The sequence below is a fragment of the Flavobacterium lipolyticum genome, from assembly GCF_020905335.1.
GTDB lineage: Bacteria > Bacteroidota > Bacteroidia > Flavobacteriales > Flavobacteriaceae > Flavobacterium > Flavobacterium lipolyticum.
Genome location: NZ_JAJJMN010000001.1, coordinates 2,381,135 through 2,400,702, shown reverse-complemented (window position 1 = coordinate 2,400,702; position 19,568 = coordinate 2,381,135). Strand labels below are relative to the sequence as shown.

The 19,568-nt window shown below is 35.3% G+C and carries 18 protein-coding genes; 13 read left to right on the top strand and 5 right to left on the bottom strand.

From position 1 onward, the window contains the following. Positions 1–26 precede the first annotated feature (26 nt). A complete protein-coding gene (locus LNQ34_RS10645) occupies positions 27–2,528 on the bottom strand; it encodes a DUF5686 and carboxypeptidase-like regulatory domain-containing protein (protein ID WP_202700659.1) in 2,502 nt (833 codons plus the stop codon). A 67-nt stretch (positions 2,529–2,595) separates the two neighbouring features. Then, positions 2,596–3,573, bottom strand: coding sequence for a pyruvate dehydrogenase complex E1 component subunit beta (locus LNQ34_RS10640; protein ID WP_202700658.1), 978 nt, complete (start codon positions 3,571–3,573; stop codon positions 2,596–2,598). Positions 3,574–4,065: 492 nt separating this feature from the next. Here LNQ34_RS10640 and LNQ34_RS10635 point away from each other — a divergent pair, with 492 nt between their 5' ends. The 4 genes from LNQ34_RS10635 to LNQ34_RS10620 all read left to right on the top strand — a co-directional run bounded on the left by LNQ34_RS10635 (position 4,066) and on the right by LNQ34_RS10620 (position 7,683). Then, on the top strand, positions 4,066–4,812 hold the full coding sequence (locus LNQ34_RS10635) for an electron transfer flavoprotein subunit beta/FixA family protein (RefSeq protein ID WP_017498361.1): 747 nt from the start codon (positions 4,066–4,068) through the stop codon (positions 4,810–4,812). A gap of 145 nt (positions 4,813–4,957) precedes the next feature. Then, the gene (locus LNQ34_RS10630; protein ID WP_202700657.1) at positions 4,958–5,926 is read left to right on the top strand and encodes an electron transfer flavoprotein subunit alpha/FixB family protein; all 969 of its coding nucleotides are present in this window, start codon (positions 4,958–4,960) and stop codon (positions 5,924–5,926) included. 165 nt (positions 5,927–6,091) lie between these two features. Continuing rightward, on the top strand, positions 6,092–6,715 hold the full coding sequence (locus LNQ34_RS10625) for a bifunctional nuclease family protein (protein WP_202700656.1): 624 nt from the start codon (positions 6,092–6,094) through the stop codon (positions 6,713–6,715). A 116-nt stretch (positions 6,716–6,831) separates the two neighbouring features. Beyond that, on the top strand, positions 6,832–7,683 hold the full coding sequence (locus tag LNQ34_RS10620; RefSeq protein WP_229999643.1) for a thymidylate synthase: 852 nt from the start codon (positions 6,832–6,834) through the stop codon (positions 7,681–7,683). Between the two features lie 39 nt (positions 7,684–7,722). On the opposite strand, the gene LNQ34_RS10615 is transcribed toward LNQ34_RS10620, so the two are convergent. Then, positions 7,723–8,019, bottom strand: coding sequence for an isoamylase early set domain-containing protein (locus LNQ34_RS10615; RefSeq protein ID WP_202700655.1), 297 nt, complete (start codon positions 8,017–8,019; stop codon positions 7,723–7,725). Positions 8,020–8,255: 236 nt separating this feature from the next. Here LNQ34_RS10615 and LNQ34_RS10610 point away from each other — a divergent pair, with 236 nt between their 5' ends. From LNQ34_RS10610 to porT, 4 genes are all read left to right on the top strand, one after another. Next, positions 8,256–8,600 carry a 2TM domain-containing protein gene (locus tag LNQ34_RS10610; protein WP_202700654.1) on the top strand — a complete coding sequence of 115 codons (345 nt, stop codon included), beginning with the start codon at positions 8,256–8,258 and terminating at the stop codon, positions 8,598–8,600. An 11-nt stretch (positions 8,601–8,611) separates the two neighbouring features. Then, positions 8,612–9,094, top strand: a complete 483-nt coding sequence (locus LNQ34_RS10605; RefSeq protein ID WP_202700653.1) for a dihydrofolate reductase — start codon at positions 8,612–8,614, stop codon at positions 9,092–9,094. 571 nt (positions 9,095–9,665) lie between these two features. Next, positions 9,666–10,397: a bifunctional demethylmenaquinone methyltransferase/2-methoxy-6-polyprenyl-1,4-benzoquinol methylase UbiE gene (gene ubiE / locus LNQ34_RS10600; protein ID WP_202700652.1), complete on the top strand. Its 732-nt coding sequence runs from the start codon at positions 9,666–9,668 to the stop codon at positions 10,395–10,397. Position 10,398: 1 nt separating this feature from the next. After that, a complete protein-coding gene (gene porT / locus LNQ34_RS10595) occupies positions 10,399–11,109 on the top strand; it encodes a type IX secretion/gliding motility protein PorT/SprT (protein WP_202700651.1) in 711 nt (236 codons plus the stop codon). A gap of 9 nt (positions 11,110–11,118) precedes the next feature. On the opposite strand, the gene LNQ34_RS10590 is transcribed toward porT, so the two are convergent. Then, positions 11,119–11,847: a TrmH family RNA methyltransferase gene (locus LNQ34_RS10590; protein WP_202700650.1), complete on the bottom strand. Its 729-nt coding sequence runs from the start codon at positions 11,845–11,847 to the stop codon at positions 11,119–11,121. Positions 11,848–11,884: 37 nt separating this feature from the next. Here LNQ34_RS10590 and tamL point away from each other — a divergent pair, with 37 nt between their 5' ends. The 5 genes from tamL (at position 11,885) to LNQ34_RS10565 (ending at position 18,116) form a co-directional block, all read left to right on the top strand. Continuing rightward, complete coding sequence (gene tamL, locus LNQ34_RS10585) at positions 11,885–14,446, top strand: translocation and assembly module lipoprotein TamL (RefSeq protein ID WP_229999642.1); 2,562 nt, start codon at positions 11,885–11,887, stop codon at positions 14,444–14,446. 59 nt (positions 14,447–14,505) lie between these two features. Further along, on the top strand, positions 14,506–15,573 hold the full coding sequence (gene fbaA / locus LNQ34_RS10580) for a class II fructose-bisphosphate aldolase (protein ID WP_229999641.1): 1,068 nt from the start codon (positions 14,506–14,508) through the stop codon (positions 15,571–15,573). A gap of 83 nt (positions 15,574–15,656) precedes the next feature. Further along, complete coding sequence (gene accD, locus LNQ34_RS10575; RefSeq protein ID WP_070905905.1) at positions 15,657–16,511, top strand: acetyl-CoA carboxylase, carboxyltransferase subunit beta; 855 nt, start codon at positions 15,657–15,659, stop codon at positions 16,509–16,511. A 783-nt stretch (positions 16,512–17,294) separates the two neighbouring features. After that, positions 17,295–17,693, top strand: a complete 399-nt coding sequence (locus tag LNQ34_RS10570; protein ID WP_229999639.1) for a helix-turn-helix domain-containing protein — start codon at positions 17,295–17,297, stop codon at positions 17,691–17,693. A 54-nt stretch (positions 17,694–17,747) separates the two neighbouring features. Then, a complete protein-coding gene (locus LNQ34_RS10565) occupies positions 17,748–18,116 on the top strand; it encodes a lipocalin family protein (protein ID WP_229999638.1) in 369 nt (122 codons plus the stop codon). 323 nt (positions 18,117–18,439) lie between these two features. Here LNQ34_RS10565 and LNQ34_RS10560 read toward each other — a convergent pair whose 3' ends face one another. Further along, positions 18,440–19,486: an NAD(P)-dependent alcohol dehydrogenase gene (locus tag LNQ34_RS10560; RefSeq protein WP_229999636.1), complete on the bottom strand. Its 1,047-nt coding sequence runs from the start codon at positions 19,484–19,486 to the stop codon at positions 18,440–18,442. Positions 19,487–19,568: the final 82 nt, after the last annotated feature.

The following is a 19,568-nucleotide window of genomic DNA, read 5'->3' as shown; positions in this document are numbered from 1 at the left end:
AATTAAGAAAAAATCTGACAATTTATCTAAAAATAAAAACCAAATGAACCTTTTATCGCAAATTTGCTTGCATCCGGCATATTGAGGTAATTCCCTCTCCAGGAGAAGTCAAGACGAAATACTTTGAATATATTTCCAATTCCGGCATTGTATTCCCAATACACATTTTCGGGTGCATTATAAGGTAAGCCCGAAGCATTAATGGCACGATTGGCATCCGAAATGGTTCCATGTACCGCTCTCACTCCTACAAATTCTCTCCAGTTTAATTTTCTCATGAATGGAATTCTTGCAAACAGCCTTCCTCCAAAATCATGATTCCATTGTAAAGTAGTATACTGATCGGTTACAAACTCGTAGAAATTTAAGTTACTGAATGTGTTCTCGATAGTAAAATAAGTCTGGTTTCCGGGTATTACACTCATTAATCCCAGCGGAATTGTACCAAAGGTTTTTCCCGTTTCAATGATAATATTGGATCTTCCTAACGGGCCAATGATAATAGGCTGCTTATAAAACAATTGAACTTTTTGATAAGCAAAATCACTGTTTAAAACCCCTTTTAAACCATAACTAAAATTAATAAAGAAATGACTAAAAGGACTGTCAACAATATTTCGCTCTACTCCAAAACCGATAGTTTTACGATTAGGCATAAACTCAAACTGAATGTTCGCTTCTGACTGCGTTACCTTATTGGCTATTACACCAGCCGGATTTGCCGCTGTTGGCAAAGTAGTATAATAGTCTAAACTAAAAGTAGGAGAAGCCGATTCTAAAGTTCTATAGGAAACTCCGGCCTGAACAACAAAATTCTTAAGAGGCTCCATTTCAAGGGAAACATTGCTCAGATTTATGTTCGTCAATTTTCCATTACTTCCTGTGGTAAATAAGGCGGAAGAAGCAAAACTTCGTCCTAAAATATCATTGGTAGTCGTTAAACTTGCACCAATTTGTTCGATATCGCGCCTGTTTCCTCCAGAGATAATGACACGGTTTTTCTTGTCCACCATCCATTTTCCGGAAACTCCGTATTTGAATTTATTATCGTCAAAACCATATGCTGTATAGGCTTGTATACGCCAAGGGTCGTTCGGGCCAAAATATGTCCTTCCTCCTGCACGCAATCGCAATCCTTCAACTTCATTATAACCGAATGTTGAAAAGATAGGTCCAAAATCGAAATTCTTAAACTCAACATAACCACTTCCCAGAATAGAAACTAAGCTATAGAGTTGCTTGAATCTTTTGACAGTTTGCAACGTGTCGAGCATTTTATAAATACCCGCCTCATCCTTATTGAGTTTTTCAAAACGGTTTTCATTCCAAAACTCATCCGATTTCGTATAGACAGAATTATCAATAAAATTAACTTCCTGTTTATAAAAACTTTCCGGTTTCTGAAGATTGAATTTATGATCTTTATATAATGTGGTTCGCTTTCCGTAAACCCCTTTTGATTTTTCCTTTTTGTTCAAAGCAAAATCAGACATCATATAATCACGGGTCAGAAGAAATACAGAATCATTCTCTACCTCAAATTCCTGTTCGATATAAATGTCTTTTACCCAGTTAATATTGGCACTTTTAGTAACGGCCATATTAATTTTTTTGATCGCAAAAGTGGTATCGTTTACCCAAAAATCCCCTTTAAAAGTCAGTTCATTTTTACGTCTTGGATAAAAAACAATATTATAACACCATTTTTTATCGACATATGCACTGTCTTTTAAAACATAATTGTAGACGTCAATTCCGGTTCTGGAAAGCGGACTTGTAAAGCTCTTATCGAAAAATTTAAGGTGATTGTCGTAAATATTATAATCCGAGTACAGATCTTTTACAAAAGACAAAATCTGCTGATTACCATTAAACCCTGAAGTTTTATTTCCGGTCAGATTCTCCTTTGTTTTCTTTAATTTATTATCTCCGTACACATCATAAAGAGATTCACTAATAAAAATTGGCAGATACGTTTTCCCGGTAACTTCTGATGTATCAACATGCTGGAACACAAATTCCATTCCTTTGAAGAGTTTATTCTTCATAAAAGCACTATCAATCGTGTTCATATCAAACTCGACTTTTTCATACTTCTGCATTTGATACTGACTGAATTGGTACAGTCCGTTCTTACGTTTACGTTCCCAGATTTTTCTCAGAATATCCAGCGCAGGATTGTTTTTCTTAGAGGTTTTTCCGGTAAAAATAACGACTTCATTCAGTGCTTCAGCTTCGCTTAAAACGATCTTAAAGTCATAGTTTACGGCTTTTTCCAGCGTAACCTCCCGATCTGAAAATCCTGCCGAACTTACTAATAAGGTCGTGTAAGTATTAGGCGATTCGAGATAAAAACGTCCATCTTCATTCGAAACAATTCCCGTATTCGATCCTTTAAAAACAACATTGGCAAACGGAATCGGCTGATTCGATTTGTCTAAAACAATTCCACTCACTTTAGTTTGTGCAGCAACGCCACCCACTAGTGCGAGTACAAAAAATAAGCTGAGTAAAATTATTCTTTTCATAATCCTGCAAAAAAAAACTTCATCAATTAACATGACTGATGAAGTTTTATAAGTATCGTTTAATTTACTATTTGTACATTACTTTCTTTACTGCTTTTACTACATCACCGGCATTTGGCAACCAATCTTTTAGTAAAACAGGAGAATATGGTGCAGGTGCATCGGCAGTCGTAATACGCTGAATTGGCGCATCAAGAAAATCGAATGCTTGTTCCTGAACGATATAAGTAATCTCAGATGAAATACTTGCAAATGGCCAAGCCTCTTCTAAAACTACTAAACGGTTTGTTTTTCTTACAGAAGCAAGAATAGTTTCTTTATCCATTGGACGAACTGTTCTTAAATCGATAATCTCACAAGAGATTCCTTCTTTAGCCAATTCATCAGCAGCGATAAAAGCTTCTTTGATAATTTTACCAAAAGAAACAATTGTAACGTCTTTTCCTTCACGTTTAATATCGGCAACTCCTAATGGAATTGTATATTCTCCGTCCGGCACCTCCCCTTTGTCACCATACATTTGCTCAGATTCCATAAAAATTACTGGATCATTATCACGAATAGCAGATTTTAAAAGTCCTTTTGCATCATAAGGAGTTGAAGGCACAACCACTTTAAGTCCCGGAGTATTAGCAAACCAGTTTTCTAAAGCTTGAGAGTGAGTTGCTCCTAATTGACCTGCAGAAGCAGTTGGTCCACGAAAAACGATAGGCACATTAAATTGTCCACCTGTCATTTGACGCATTTTAGCAGCATTATTTATAATTTGATCAATACCTACTAAACAAAAGTTGAAAGTCATATACTCAACAATAGGACGACAGCCATTCATTGCTGATCCTACTGCAATTCCTGTAAAACCAAGCTCAGCAATTGGAGTATCGATTACTCTTTTTTCACCAAACTCAGCAAGCATTCCTTTTGAAGCTTTGTAAGCTCCGTTGTATTCTGCAACTTCTTCGCCCATTAAATATATGGATTCATCGTGACGCATTTCTTCGCTCATCGCTTCACAAATGGCCTCTCTAAATTGTATTGTTCTCATATTTATATTGTATGTTGAATTTTCTGAAGAGCAAAAATAAATATTTTAAATCACTTAAAAGCATAAATTGAATTTAAAATCACACGAACTTCCGTCTCTCCTGCGCTTTTAACTTTTTCAAATTTATTGTGATAATTACGAAATCGATGTAATTAACGTTTTATCACTTAAAAACTTTTTTTCAGCCCAACTTCCCTCTCTAATGTCAGACTTCACTTCAGTAAAATTCCTACTAACTAACGTAACAATCGAAATTATAGTATAATCCACAACAAATTTAACAGTTCGAGCAACCCCTGTTTTACAAAATCCCTAAGAATCAGGAAACATCAATGCATTATCACTATTCAATAACGACGAACGGCTTTCCTTATTCCATAATCTGCGAAAACGTAATAGTTTTTAAAAAATATTATGCATGCATAGTATATTATTTCGATTTTAATTTCTAAATTTGTGGAAGCGTTTTATAATTTATCAAAATATATACTTATGAAAATATTAGTTTGCATCAGCCATGTGCCTGATACTACTTCAAAAATTAACTTCTCCAATGGTGACTCAGAATTCGATACCAATGGTGTTCAATATGTAATTAATCCTAATGACGAGTTTGGTCTTACACGTGCAATCTGGTTTCAGGAGCAACAAGGCGCAACGGTAACAGTTGTAAATGTTGGAGGACCTGATACTGAGCCTACTTTACGTAAAGCTTTGGCAATTGGTGCAAACGAAGCGATTCGTGTAAATGCCAACCCAACTGATGGTTTTTTTGTTGCAAAACAATTGGCTGAAGTAATTAAAAATGGTGGTTATGATTTGGTAATTGCCGGAAAAGAATCTTTAGATTATAATGGTGGAATGGTTCCTGGGATGATTGCAGGAATTTTAGGTTCTAACTTTTTAAACTCTTGTACTTCGATCACTGTTGAAGGCAGTAATGTAAAAGCAGTTCGTGAAATCGATGGCGGAAAAGAAACTGTAAGCACTACTTTACCTTTAATCATTGGTGGTCAAAAAGGTCTTGTTGAAGAAAAAGACTTACGTATTCCAAACATGAGAGGAATCATGACAGCAAGAACAAAAGCGTTAACTATTCTAGAACCAGTTGATGCTCCGGTAAACACAAAAGCGGTAAAATTTGAAAAACCAGCTCCTAAATCAGCCGTAAAATTAGTTTCTCCTGATAATTTAGATGAATTAATCAATTTATTACACAACGAGGCTAAGGTGATCTAAGATTGTAGACTTTAGATTTTAGATTGCAGATCGCAATACTAAATCTAAAACCAACAATTGATTCACTTCAAAATCTAAAATCAATAATCATTTTAGATTTCAATTTTAAAAATCTGAAATCTAAAATCTAAAATCTAAAATTATTATGTCAATATTAATATATGCAGAATCTGCAGAAGGAAAATTTAAAAAAGTAGCTTTTGAACTAGCTTCTTACGCTAAAAAAGTAGCCGAAACTTTAGGAACAACTGTTACCGCTTTAACCGTAAACATTAGTGACGTTAGCGAATTATCAAAATACGGAGTTGATAAAGTATTAAAAGTAAACAACGATAAATTAGCCGGTTTTACTGCTAAGGCTTATGCCGATGTGATCAAACAAGCCGCTGAAAAAGAAGCTACAAAAGTAGTTTTACTTTCTTCTACAACAGACAGTATCTACCTTTCATCATTAGTAGCTGTAGCTTTAAACGCTGGTTTCGCTTCAAATGTGGTTGGATTGCCGGTTAGCACTTCTCCTTTTCAGGTAAAAAGAAATGCTTTCTCTAACAAAGCTTTCAATATTACTGAAATCACTACAGAGGTAAAAGTTCTTGGTCTTGCTAAAAACTCTTACGGAATTTTCGAAAGTGCAGGATCTGCAACCGAAGAAGATTTCAACCCAACAATTGGAGACAACGATTTTGGAGTAAAAGTAGAATCTGTAGAAAAAGTAACCGGAAAAGTTTCTATCGCTGATGCTGATGTCGTAGTTTCAGGCGGACGTGGACTAAAAGGCCCTGAAAACTGGGGATTAGTTGAAGATCTTGCTTCTGTATTAGGCGCCGCAACAGCTTGTTCTAAACCGGTTTCTGACTTAGGATGGAGACCTCACAGCGAGCACGTTGGACAAACCGGAAAACCGGTTGCCACTAATTTATACATTGCAATAGGAATTTCTGGTGCTATTCAGCACATTGCAGGTATCAACTCATCAAAAGTAAAAGTGGTAATCAACAACGATCCTGAAGCTCCTTTCTTTAAAGTAGCTGATTACGGAGTAGTTGGAGATGCTTTCGAAATTGTACCGCAATTAATTGAGAAATTAAAAGCTTTTAAAGCACAACATTCTTAATTTAAAAATTCTCTTTAAAAATATAGCTACCTAAAAACAAGATAATCGTATCTTTGTTTTAGGTAGCTTTTTTGTTCCATATTTTTTGATTAAAATTGCACCTTTATTTTTCAATCAAAAAAAGTATCAAAATGAGGCAATAATTGCCCTTTTTTACCCATATATATGAGTCTAGTAAAATTATCTATAAAAGGAATTTCATACAGTCAAACTCAAAATGGCGCTTATGCCTTAATTTTGAATGAAGTTGATGGCGAAAGAAAATTGCCTATCGTTATTGGTGCTTTTGAAGCACAATCGATTGCTATTGCTCTGGAAAAAGAAATTAAACCTCCGCGTCCCTTAACGCACGATTTGTTCAGAAACTTCGCTGAAAGATTTGATATAGTCGTAAAACAAGTAATTATTCACAAACTTGTGGATGGTGTTTTTTATTCCAGTTTAATCTGCGAAAGAGACAAAATCGAAGAAATTATCGATGCCAGAACTTCTGACGCCATTGCATTGGCTTTGCGATTTAATGCTCCGATTTTTACTTACAAAAACATTCTGGACAAAGCGGGAATTTATTTAAAATCGAATACGGCAGAAACCGATCAGGGATCTCAGGAAATCGACGATGTACTTTCGAATCCGGAAACTTTTGGACGTGAAGAGGAAAGCAATCAATCCGGAGATATTTATTCCAAACATAGCTTACAGGAACTAAACGAACTTTTAGACCAGGCTGTTTCTCAGGAAGATTACGAAAAAGCAGCTAAAATTCGAGACGAAATTTCGAAAAGATAATTTAAGGCAATAAGCCGTAGGCATTAGGCCGTAAGCTTTAAAGCCCGAAACATAAAAAACAAGCTATAAGTATTTAGGATAAAGCCTAAAGCTTAAAGCCTAAAGCTTAAAGCACCATGAAGCAATACTTAGATTTGGTACGACACGTTTTAGACAACGGTTGCCAAAAAGGAGACAGAACAGGAACGGGAACCAAAAGTGTTTTTGGCTACCAAATGCGATTTGATTTAAGTGAAGGTTTCCCAATGGTTACCACCAAAAAACTACACCTAAAATCAATCATATATGAATTGCTTTGGTTCTTAAAAGGTGATACCAACGTAAAGTACCTTCAGGAAAACGGTGTAAAAATTTGGGATGCCTGGGCAGACTCTAATGGCGATTTAGGCCCTGTTTACGGACATCAATGGCGCAATTGGAACAGCGAAGAAATTGATCAGATCTCTGAATTAATTACTGAGTTAAAAACAAATCCAAACAGCCGAAGAATGCTGGTTTCAGCATGGAATCCTTCGGTCCTGCCGGATACTAAAAAATCATTTGAAGAAAATGTAGCCAACAACAAAGCAGCTTTACCTCCTTGCCATGCTTTCTTTCAATTTTATGTCACAAGTCCTGACACCGAAAAAGGAGAAACAAAAGGAAAACTTTCCTGCCAACTGTACCAGCGAAGTGCCGATATATTTTTGGGAGTTCCATTTAACATCGCCTCTTATGCTTTATTAACCTTGATGATTGCACAGGTTTGCGAATTGGAACCCGGAGAATTCATTCACACATTTGGAGATGCCCATATTTACAACAATCATTTTGAGCAATTAGAACTGCAACTTACACGTGAGCCGAAACCGTTACCTAAGATGGTTTTAAATCCGGAGATTAAAAACATTTTCGACTTTGATTACAATGACTTCACGCTTTTAGATTACGAACCGCATGCCGGCATAAAAGGAAGTGTTGCTGTATAAAACATAAAAAAATCCGCTTAAAATTTTAAGCGGATTTTTTTATACTACCAACACGCTATTTTCGCTTCCGGCATAATCATTCCACTTATACGAATCCGCCTCCGGGTCGTTTTCATACACTCCGTCCACTACGTATTTAAATTCGTAAATCGCGTCTTTCACCAAATCGTAAGTAGCTTTAAAAGTTCCATTTTTCAATTTACTTAAAACTCCTTCCTCGGGATTCCAATTGTTAAAATCCCCAACAACCGCCGCCGAATTTGCATCTTTTGCATCTATTGTAAAGGTGACTTTACACACGGGTTTCGTTTTTACAAACTGTTTCTTTAAAGACATAACTATTTAATTTTTAGATTCATAGACTAAATTACATAAATTCATCTGAACTCACCTCACCTCTGTAATCGTTTTATGATTATATCAAAAACACTCCTTATTTTTTTTACTATCGATAAATAAATCCATATAAAATTTTGGATTTCAAAGCGTTAAATCACTTTAATAGAAATATTCCCCAATCTAAATGGATCATTACAAAATAAATTTTAACTTTATGACCTCATTTATATCTTATGGAAAAGGAAGTACACGAACAATACGAGTATGCCAGAAGAAGAATCAGACAAAAGAAGGTTCTTTATTTTCATTTTGTGCTTTTTATTCTAGGGAGTTTATTTTTATTTATCGCCAATCGATTCTTTGGCCTTGGAGCCACCAACGGGCAAGACTGGTGTATTTGGGCCATAACAATCTGGCTTTTTATCTTCATTTTACATTTTATAAAAGTATACATCACAGACCGGTTCATGAACAAAAAATGGGAAAGAGAACAAATTGACCGGCTTGTTGCTTTACAACAGAAAAGAATTAGTCAGTTAGAATCGAAAGTAAATGAAGATTCCGAAAATAAAATTTAGTTTAGAATACCATGATTATAATGATAGCGGCTGTTGCCGAAAATAACGAACTGGGAAAAAACAATGAATTAGTTTGGCATCTACCGAATGATTTTAAAAGATTTAAATCGCTCACTACCAACCATCATATTATTATGGGGAGAAAAACTTTCGAAAGTTTCCCAAAACCTTTACCCAACAGAGTACATGTTGTAATAACTCGTCAAAATGATTACCATCCGGAAGGCTGTATTGTTGTTGATTCTATCGAAAAAGCGATAGCCGTATGCCCTAAAGACGAAGACTCTTATATTATTGGAGGGGGCGAAATCTACAATCTTGGTTTACCTTATACCGATATTATCGAAGTTACCAAAGTACATCATACTTTTGAAGCAGATGCTTTCTTTCCTAAAATCAATGAAAATGAATGGCAGCTTGTTGAATCGGAAGAGAATTTTAAAGACGAGAAGCACCTCTATGATTATACGTACGAAACTTATATCCGAAAATAAAAAAAACATCCTCTTTTGGAGGATGTTTTTCAAAAACAATTGACCTTCTAAATGGACTCACTCAGGAAATAGCTTTGATAAAATAACAAATATTAAAAATAACATTTGAAATAATTAAATAACACTGTTTGTTGAGATATAATCTCAAGGGACGCCTTTAATAACAAATACCACTAAGATATTAAAGGCAAATTTCCAAAAACAAATTTAATCCTAAGAACGTATTTCACACTTTTAAAAAATAGAGTATTGACCCCAAAAACAATACCTCTTTAACTACTTTCCTGACAAACTTAAGCACAAGTGCAAAAATAATACTCAGTTACTTTGAGCCATTTATAACGATCAATCTTTTAAACTTCATCATTATTACTGTGACAAAAGTGCATATAAATCCATGGTTCCACAATACCCACTTTTAGTGATTTTTTCAAAATAACCATTTTTGGTGATGCTAAAAAAATTTGATATCCAACATCAATCCCCCCTACTTTTAAAACAATTAAAACACAAAATAAAAAACCCAATTACAGTTAAGACAGATTGTATTATATTTGCGTAAATTAAAATAATGTCTGAAAAAATAACTCCATATAAAGACTCTTCTTTAGGTAAAAAAGAGCAGGTTGCCCAAATGTTTGACAACATCTCCGGCAACTATGATAATTTAAATCGTGTGATCTCATTTGGAATTGACACCAAGTGGCGGAAAAAAGTGCTCAAAATTGTTTCGGATACAAAACCAAAAATCATTCTTGATATTGCAACCGGAACCGGTGATCTTGCCATATTAATGTCGCAGACCAATGCTGAAAAAATTATAGGTTTAGATATTTCAGCCGGAATGCTTGAGGTAGGAAAGAAAAAAGTTCAGGCAAAAGGATTATCTAATACTATAGATTTAGTTTTGGGAGATTCTGAAAAAATTCCTTTTGACGACAATCATTTCGATGCCATAACAGTTGGATTTGGTGTTCGAAATTTTGAAAACCTGGAAAAAGGATTTGCAGAAATTCTAAGGGTTTTAAAACCAAATGGTGTTTTTGTAATTCTGGAAACCTCGGTTCCGGACAAAACACCATACAAACAAGGCTATAAATTTTACAGCAAAAACATCCTTCCCATTATTGGAAAACTCTTTTCTAAAGACAATTCAGCTTATGGTTATTTATCTGAATCTGCTGCAGTTTTCCCTTACGGAGAAGCTCTGAACAATATTTTAAGAAAAATTGGGTTTATAGATGTTGTAGCAATGCCTCAAACTTTTGGTGTTGCAACCATTTATTCTGCCTCTAAAAAATAGTATGAAAAAAATTGTAGTCTTACTTCTATTAGTCTTATCGACGCAAGGATATTCGCAATTTGCTAAAAGCATGTTCAGCAAAGATCCTATCATTAATCTTGAAAACTGGCAAAAACAACGCCTGTATTTCGGTTATTACCTTGGGTTTAATAGTTTTGACTTTAAGTTTGACTACAAATCTCCCGGTCCCGATGTTCAAACAAAAAAGACTACCGGTTTTAATGTTGGTGTTGTAGCAGATTTAAGATTACAAGAATATATTAATCTTCGTTTTGAACCAGGATTGTACTATACCAAACGTGACTTGCATTACCCAAATTTGCCTTTGCAAAAAGACTACCTTAGGGAAGTAAACAGTACGTATATCCACTTTCCTTTACTCTTAAAATTCTCAGCATTGCGTACCGGAAACATTCGTCCTTATTTAGTTGGCGGAATGTCTTCGACACTTAACCTATCCAGCAATGCTAAATCAAAAGACGACAACTTCGAAGGGAAATTCAGAGTAAAACAATGGACTGCCGCTTATGAGCTAGGTTTTGGAATAGACATTTTCTCTGAGTATTTCATCTTCTCTCCTTCTATTCGAGGGATGTTTGGAATTTCAGACGAGTTAATTCGCGATAATCCGGCAAACGGACCTAGCCCTTGGACTGACAATATCGATTCTATGAAATCAAGAGCTATTTTAATAAATTTTACTTTTCATTAAAACAAATACTTAACTATTTCGTTTAAACTCACTAAGAATAATTGCTGTTGCGGTAGCTACATTTAAACTTTCTGTTTTTTGCAGCTCTCCAAATCTTGGAATGGTAAGTCGGCTTGTAACCATTTTTTCAATTTCCGGTGAAATCCCGTTGGCTTCATTACCCATGATAATGATTCCATCCTGAGGAAGATCGGTTTTATAGATGTTTTCACCATCCATAAAAGTTCCAAATACAGCTAATTTTGTTTGAGCTATAAACGTTTCGAGATCAACATAATTAACATTTACTCTGGTAATAGACCCCATGGTTGCCTGCACCACCTTTGGATTGTAAATATCGACGGTTTCTTTTGAGCAAACAATTTGCTTGATCCCAAACCAGTCACAAAGGCGCAAAATGGTTCCTAAATTTCCGGGATCACGAATATCGTCTAAAGCCAAAATTAAGCCCGAATCGATTATTTTATTTTCGGCAGGAATTTTAAAAACAGCCAAACAGGAATTAGGAGTAGATAAAGCACTTATTTTTTTAAGTTCCTGCTCATAAATTAAAGTTCGCTTTGAAGAATGAACCTCTTCAAAATCATTTAGAGTCGTGTATAAATGCTCTAGTTCAAAATTGGATTGCAACAATTCTTGAATTACTTTTACTCCCTCGGCGAAAAACAATTGATTTGCAAAACGTTGCTTTTTTTGATGTAACCCTGAGATAAGCTTTATTTGGTTTTTACTAACCATAAAATAATGTACTTTTGAATTAAATATTTAAGAACACTTGAAAAAGAATTCCACAAAAATAATAGCATTTATCCTAATAGCAATATTTATTTGCGCTTGTAATGCTGTAAAAAGAGTTCCTGATGGAAAAAACCTTCTTGTTAAAAATACTATTCTTGTAAATGGCAAGTCAACTAACGACGAAACTGCCTTCAATCAAATGTACCAAAAACCAAATGGTACCCTATTAGGATATCGTCTTCGTTTGAATTTATACAACCTTGCCAATTTAAATCCGGACTCAACCTATAAAGCTAAATTCAAAAACAATCCGGGTTTGTACGAACGCCAGTCAAAACTTTTATCTGCGAAACAAGTAGATCGTCTGGGACAATCCTTTATGTACAAAGGTATTCATGAATTTCTAAAAAGCACCGGTGAAGCTCCGGTAATTATTGATACTGCGAAAACAAAGAAAACACTCCTTCGTCTAAAATATTATTATTTCAACAGTGGTTATTTTAAAGTTGCAACAGATTATAATATTGACAGTGTTGGAAGAAAAAAAGCGAAGATAAACTACAATATTACAACCGGACCTGCTTATACTTTAGACACTATCAAAACGAAAATAATGACTCCTGCGTTAGACTCGTTATACAAAGTTAATCCTGACCCTTCGGTTTTAAAATCAGGAAAACAATACAAAACCGTAGATTTTGAAGAAGAAAAAAATCGTCTTACCACTTACTTTAGAAACCACGGAGCCTATTATTTCCAGCCTACTTATGTGACTTTTGATATTGATACTATTGGCAAAAAAGACAAAGCCAATGTAACTTTGATTGTAAACAACAATAACATCCAGGGAAGAGATTCAAGCAGAACAGAGCCTTTTAAACTGTACAAAATTAGTGACGTCAACATCTACACTGATTATTCCGCAACAAATGCAAAAAACAAAATCACAGACAGCACCACCTACAACAACTTTAATCTATACAGTTATAAAAAACTAAAATACAGACCACGAGCCATTACCGATGCGGTTTTTATCACCAAGGGAAGTACTTTTTCAGACACCAGAACTACTCTTTCCTCAAGATATCTGAACAATCTGAAAATTTTCAATTATCCCTCTATTCAGTATACAGTCGACAAACGCGACTCAACTGCGCAGTCCTTAATTGCTAATGTCTATCTTACTCCAAGAAAAAAATACAGCTTTGGAGCTACTTTTGACGTTACACATTCTAACATTCAGGATTTTGGTATTGGAGCAAGTATTTCCGAAACTATTCGTAACGTTTTTAACAGAGCCGAAACTTTGGAAATTTCTACGCGATTAAATTTAGGGTCATCCAGAGATATGGCGAACCCCAACAACAATTTCTTCAACGTTTCTGAATATGGTCTCGATTTGAAACTAAATTTCCCAAGGATCTTACTGCCTTTTGGAACAGAAAAAATTATTCCAAAAAGAATGATTCCTTCCACCAGCGTTGCTGCAGGTTTCTCTAAACAAAGAAATATTGGACTGGACAAAGAAAATTTCACAGGAGGAATCGCTTACAACTGGTCTCCTAAACGAGGGAATACGGCAAAATTTGAACTCCTTAATGCACAATTCGTACGAAATTTAAATCCGGATAACTACTTTAACGTTTATAGAACATCTTATAGAGAATTAAACAATATTGGTACGATATACAATAAAAATGAGGATTATTATAACAGTCCGGACGATCGAAACCTAAGCATTCCCAAAGGGACTACCGGGTTTACCAATGATGTGTTGTCCCCCAATTCTAGCTTAATCCTTCCGGATCAGGCCTATAAAGATGTAAAAAGCATCGAAGAAAGAAGAATTCGTCTAACCGAGAATGACTTTATTCTGGCCACCAGCTATACTTTTACCAAAACCACAAAAAAAGATCTTGCCGATAATACATTCTATCAGTTTAAAACCAAAATAGAATCAGCCGGTACTTTGCTATCTGCTATTTCAAACATTGGGAACTTTCAAAAAAATGACAAAGGCAATTATGAAATTTTTAATCTGGAATATTCAGAATACATCAAAACTGAATTTGATTATATCAAACACTGGGATTTTGGAAAAGAAAAAGTACTGGCCGTAAGAACCTTTTTCGGAATTGCGGTTCCATTTGGAAATTCAAACTACATCCCGTTTTCACGAAGTTATTATGCAGGAGGTTCAAACGACAACCGCGCATGGCAGCCCTATTCTTTGGGTCCCGGAAGCACAAATGCCGCAAATGATTTCAACGAGGCCAATATGAAAATTGCCATGAGTGCCGAGCTTCGTTTTAAAATTTTTGGCGCCGTTAAAGGAGCCATCTTTGCAGATGCCGGAAATATCTGGAATGTGCTCGATAATGTGATTGATGAGAAAGCAAAATTCTCTAGCGTAAACGATTTAGCTGAAATTGCACTAGGTACAGGATTTGGTTTACGATACGATTTAAGCTTTTTTGTTATCCGTTTAGATATGGGCTTTAAGACCTATAACCCAGCACATGAGAAGGGAGATCGCTGGTTTAAAGAATACAATTTTGGGCACTCGGTTTTAAATTTTGGAATAAATTATCCATTCTAATGCTAATTAATTCTTATTTTTGCAACCTAAAAACTAAAAACAACTAAAAAAAAATTACAATGGCACACAATATTAAACCGGGAGTAGCTACGGGAGATCAGGTTCAGGAGATCTTTAATTATGCGAAAGAAAAAGGATTTGCATTACCTGCAGTAAATGTTACTGGTTCAAGTACAATCAATGGAGTTCTTGAAACTGCAGCAAAATTAAATGCACCGGTTATCATTCAATTTTCAAACGGTGGAGCACAGTTTAACGCTGGAAAAGGACTATCTAATGCAGGTGAAAAAGCAGCAATCGCTGGTGGAATCGCCGGAGCAAAACATATTCATACTTTAGCAGAAGCTTACGGAGCAACCGTAATTCTACATACTGACCACTGTGCAAAAAAATTATTACCTTGGATTGATGGTTTATTAGATGCTTCTGAAAAACATTTTGCAGAAACAGGAAAACCATTATACAGTTCTCACATGATTGACTTATCTGAGGAGCCAATCGAAGAAAACATCGAAATCTGCAAAGAATATTTGGCAAGAATGAGTAAAATGGGAATGACATTAGAAATCGAACTTGGTATTACAGGTGGTGAAGAAGATGGTGTTGACAACTCTGACGTTGACAGTTCAAAATTATATACTCAGCCGGAAGAAGTTGCTTATGCTTATGAAGAATTATCTAAAATAAGCCCTAAATTTACAATTGCTGCTGCTTTTGGAAACGTTCACGGTGTTTACAAACCAGGAAACGTAAAATTAACTCCGAAAATCTTAAAAAACTCTCAGGATTTCGTTCAAAACAAATTCAACACGGGTCATAATCCGGTAGATTTTGTTTTCCACGGAGGTTCAGGTTCTACTCTTGAAGAAATCAGAGAAGCAATTGGATACGGAGTAATCAAAATGAATATCGATACCGATTTACAATTTGCATACACAGAAGGAATACTTGATTATATGGTTAAAAACATTGACTATTTAAAAACTCAAATTGGTAACCCGGAAGGTGCTGATGTTCCAAACAAAAAATATTATGACCCAAGAAAATGGGTACGTGAAAGCGAAGTAACGTTCAATACAAGACTTGAGCAAGCTTTTGCAGACTTAAATAACGTAAATACACTATAAATTTTAGATTTCTGATTTTAGATTTTAGATTTTTCGAAGTCTAAAATCTAAAATCTAAAGTCTAAGATCTAAAATCTAAAAAAATGGCTTGGTTTAAAAGACAGGAAAAAGGGATTACGACCGCTACAGAAGATAAGATGGACGTTCCGAAAGGATTGTGGTACAAATCTCCAACAGGAAAAATTATTGATGCTGACGAATTAGCCCGAAACTTATTTGTAAGTCCTGAAGATGATTTTCATGTTCGAATTGGAAGCGCAACCTATTTTGAAATTTTATTTGACAATAATGAGTTTGTTGAATTAGATAAAAACATGACTTCTAAAGATCCTCTGCATTTTGTGGATACAAAAAAATATGCAGAACGACTGAAAGACGTTATGGAAAAAACTCACCTAAAAGACGCTGTGCGTACCGGAGTGGGAAAATCTAAAGGAAAAGAACTTGTAATTTGCTGTATGGATTTCGCCTTTATCGGTGGATCTATGGGAGCTGTTGTAGGTGAAAAAATTGCCAGAGGTATTGATCACGCTATCAAAAACAAACTGCCTTTTGTAATGATTTCTAAGTCTGGTGGAGCTCGTATGATGGAAGCTGCTTATTCTTTAATGCAATTAGCAAAAACATCTGTGAAATTAGCGCAATTAGCAGAAGCTAAATTACCTTACATCTCTCTTTGTACAGATCCAACAACCGGAGGAACAACTGCATCATACGCCATGTTAGGAGATATCAACATTTCTGAGCCAGGCGCATTGATTGGTTTCGCTGGTCCGCGTGTAGTTCGTGACACAACTGGTAAGGATTTACCGGAAGGTTTCCAAACTGCCGAGTTCTTATTAGAGCACGGTTTCCTTGACTTTATCACGCCAAGAAAAGAATTGAAAGACAAAATCAACTTGTATATCGATTTGATTCAGAATAACGAAATTAGATAGTTTTTAAACTTCTAAAACGATTAAATCCCAAGAAATTGCTTCTTGGGATTTTTTTATTTTTATAACCAACAAAATATGCCGTTCCTACCGACATTTCATTCCTGCGGAATTTTTATCGGCGTGCAAAAACCAATCCTAACTTCGACGCGATAAACTACCGACGTTTCATTCCTACGGAATTTTTATCGATGCGCAAAACCCAATCCTAACTTCAACGCGATAAACTACCGACATTTCATTCCTACGGAATTTTTATTGATGCGCAAAACCCAATCCTAACTTCAACACGATAAACTACCGACATTTCATTCCTACGGAATTTTTATTGATGCGCAAAACCCAATCCTAACTTCAACACGATAAACTACCGACATTTCATTCCTACGGAATTTTTATTGATGCGCAAAACACAATCCTAACTTCAACACGATAAACTACCGACATTTCATTCCTACGGAATTTTTATCGGCGTGCAAAAACCAATCCTAACTTCGACGCGATAAACTACCGACATTTCATTCCTACGGAATTTTTATCCGTGTGCAACTTCAACATGATAAATCATATTCTTATCAATATTTCATTCCAACGGAATTTTCTTAACTAACAATTTTAAGAACAACTAATTAATACTTGTCTGAAAAATTGTATTTTTGCTTTACATACATCAATCTATTATAATAGCTTTAACCCAAACGAACTATTAAAAATGTATCTCACAATAATTGATGTGTTTTTTACCAAATTCCATTTTTATTAAAGCTTTATAAATATCTTTGAATTATGAGTACAGCAACAAAACCAAATCACATAGGACGAAAAATTAGTCGTATTCGTGAACTTAAAGACATGAAACAGGAAGCTTTGGCTCAGGCTTTAGGAACCTCTCAGCAAACTGTATCTGCAATAGAAAACAGCGAAACCATAGACGATGCAAAACTCGCAGAAGTAGCAAAAGCTCTTGGCGTAAGTGTTGAGGCTATAAAAAACTTTACAGACGAAAATATGATTAGTTATTTCAATAATTTTTACGACAACAGCTGTAATGGAGCAAATGGAATGTTTCATGCAAATTATTGCAATTTCAATCCATTAGATAAAGTCATTGAACTCTACGAACGTATGCTTCAGGCAGAAAAAGAAAAAGTTGAATATTTAGAAAAATTACTGAAAGAAAAATAAGCCCTTTCAAAAATATATTTGTTCCTCAAAATCTAACTTTAAAATCGTAACCTTATGAAAAAGATTGTTTTTCTAGCACTAATTATGTTAGCTTCACTTTCCATTCAGGCACAAACGTCAAAAGAACTTATTGGAAAATGGCAACTGGTAAAACTTACCAAAAACGGAACAGAAAAAGATATAAAAGAAAAATTCAAGAGTGATCAGGTGTTTCAGATCTTCAACGAGGATGGAAAATTTACAGGAATCGTAGGAGACAAAAGCACCAACGGCAAATGGAAACTTTCGAAAGACAACAACACCTTAACTGTTACCGTTGATCTTATTCCTGTAAAATTTCAAATTGACTATTTCGACAGTCAGAAACGTGTTATTACCCACGAGCAACTTGGGACTTTAGAATACAAAAAGGTAGACAACTAACACGATAAAAGTCCTTACAAACCACACACAAAATTCAATAAGGACAAAAGTCTGTAAAGCTCTAAAACAAGCTTTACAGACTTTTCTTTCATACGATTAAGCTCCGAAGGAGCATTATATCTATAGTCAAAAATATTAAATCCAAGCAAAAGCTCCAACGGAGCGACATATCAAAACAATCAGCTACCCGAACTAAAATTCATACCAAATCTTCAAAATAAAAAACTCTTCGAGCCTTGCGTTTAAATCTTAATCGCAAGGCTCGCAAAGTTTACACAAAGAAAAAGACCTTTTAAACCTTTGCCTCTTTGAACCTTATAAAACTACTTCAAAGAAGCCATATCAATTACAAAACGATACTTCACATCGCTTTTATTCATTCGGTCGTAAGCTTCATTAATATACCCCATATCGATAATCTCAACATCTGAAGTAATATTATGCTCGGCGCAGTAATCCAACATTTCCTGAGTTTCTCTGATTCCTCCAATTAAACTTCCTATGATACTTCTTCTTTTCATAATTAAAGTAAAAACAGGAATTTCAGCAGGTGCAGGCGGAGCACCTACTACGATCATGGTTCCGTTTGTCGTCAACAAATTCAAATAAGCATTATGATCGTGTTTGGCAGAAACAGTATTCAGAATAAAATCGAAACTATTGGCAAGCGATTCCATTGTTGCCGGATTTGAAGTTAAAGCAAAATGATGTGCGCCTAACTTTTTAGCATCGGCTTCTTTGGAAGGAGAGTGACTTAACATCGTAACTTCGGCACCAAAAGAAACTGCAAATTTCACAGCCATATGACCTAAGCCCCCAAGTCCTAAAACTCCAACTTTATGTCCTTTACCAACTTTTAAATAACGCAAAGGCGAATAAGTTGTAATTCCGGCGCATAATAACGGAGCAACTCCTTTGATATCGAGTTTCTCAGAAACGTGAAGCGTATAACTTTCATCTACAATAATACTGGTTGAATATCCTCCCTTGGTCGGAATATCCGTTCCTCTCTCTACACCATTGTAAGTTCCGGTCATTCCTTCATCACAAAATTGCTCTTCACCGGACTGACAACTTGGACAGACTCTGCAGGAATCTACAAAGCACCCCACTCCTGCCAGCTCTCCAATTTTAAACTTAGAAACTTCGCTTCCAACAGCTACAATTCGGCCTACAATTTCGTGACCGGGAACTAAAGGGTAATTTACAGGGCCCCAATCCCCTTTTGCGGTATGAATATCGGAATGGCATACCCCACTATACAAAATTTCTATCTGAACCTGATGGGCACCTACTTCTTTTCTTTCAAACGTGTAGGGTTTTAACGGATTAACAGCATCATAGGCTGCATAAGCTTTAACTGGTATCATCGTATCGCTTTTTAAATTAGGGTATTAAAATTACGATAAAATTCAACAGCAGAGCTAAAATAATAACGGTTAAAAATTGATT

What these genes read in the sequence shown, in the direction of transcription:
- LNQ34_RS10620 (WP_229999643.1), top strand. Translation starts at nt 6,832, where the DNA reads ATGAAGCAATACTTAGATTTGGTACGACACGTTTTAGACAACGGTTGC.
- LNQ34_RS10610 (WP_202700654.1), top strand. Translation starts at nt 8,256, where the DNA reads ATGGAAAAGGAAGTACACGAACAATACGAGTATGCCAGAAGAAGAATC.
- LNQ34_RS10560 (WP_229999636.1), bottom strand. Translation starts at nt 19,486, where the DNA reads ATGATACCAGTTAAAGCTTATGCAGCCTATGATGCTGTTAATCCGTTA.
- LNQ34_RS10635 (WP_017498361.1), top strand. Translation starts at nt 4,066, where the DNA reads ATGAAAATATTAGTTTGCATCAGCCATGTGCCTGATACTACTTCAAAA.
- LNQ34_RS10570 (WP_229999639.1), top strand. Translation starts at nt 17,295, where the DNA reads ATGAGTACAGCAACAAAACCAAATCACATAGGACGAAAAATTAGTCGT.
- LNQ34_RS10625 (WP_202700656.1), top strand. Translation starts at nt 6,092, where the DNA reads ATGAGTCTAGTAAAATTATCTATAAAAGGAATTTCATACAGTCAAACT.
- porT (WP_202700651.1), top strand. Translation starts at nt 10,399, where the DNA reads ATGAAAAAAATTGTAGTCTTACTTCTATTAGTCTTATCGACGCAAGGA.
- LNQ34_RS10590 (WP_202700650.1), bottom strand. Translation starts at nt 11,847, where the DNA reads ATGGTTAGTAAAAACCAAATAAAGCTTATCTCAGGGTTACATCAAAAA.
- LNQ34_RS10615 (WP_202700655.1), bottom strand. Translation starts at nt 8,019, where the DNA reads ATGTCTTTAAAGAAACAGTTTGTAAAAACGAAACCCGTGTGTAAAGTC.
- ubiE (WP_202700652.1), top strand. Translation starts at nt 9,666, where the DNA reads ATGTCTGAAAAAATAACTCCATATAAAGACTCTTCTTTAGGTAAAAAA.
- LNQ34_RS10565 (WP_229999638.1), top strand. Translation starts at nt 17,748, where the DNA reads ATGAAAAAGATTGTTTTTCTAGCACTAATTATGTTAGCTTCACTTTCC.
- LNQ34_RS10640 (WP_202700658.1), bottom strand. Translation starts at nt 3,573, where the DNA reads ATGAGAACAATACAATTTAGAGAGGCCATTTGTGAAGCGATGAGCGAA.
- LNQ34_RS10630 (WP_202700657.1), top strand. Translation starts at nt 4,958, where the DNA reads ATGTCAATATTAATATATGCAGAATCTGCAGAAGGAAAATTTAAAAAA.
- fbaA (WP_229999641.1), top strand. Translation starts at nt 14,506, where the DNA reads ATGGCACACAATATTAAACCGGGAGTAGCTACGGGAGATCAGGTTCAG.
- LNQ34_RS10605 (WP_202700653.1), top strand. Translation starts at nt 8,612, where the DNA reads ATGATTATAATGATAGCGGCTGTTGCCGAAAATAACGAACTGGGAAAA.
- accD (WP_070905905.1), top strand. Translation starts at nt 15,657, where the DNA reads ATGGCTTGGTTTAAAAGACAGGAAAAAGGGATTACGACCGCTACAGAA.
- LNQ34_RS10645 (WP_202700659.1), bottom strand. Translation starts at nt 2,528, where the DNA reads ATGAAAAGAATAATTTTACTCAGCTTATTTTTTGTACTCGCACTAGTG.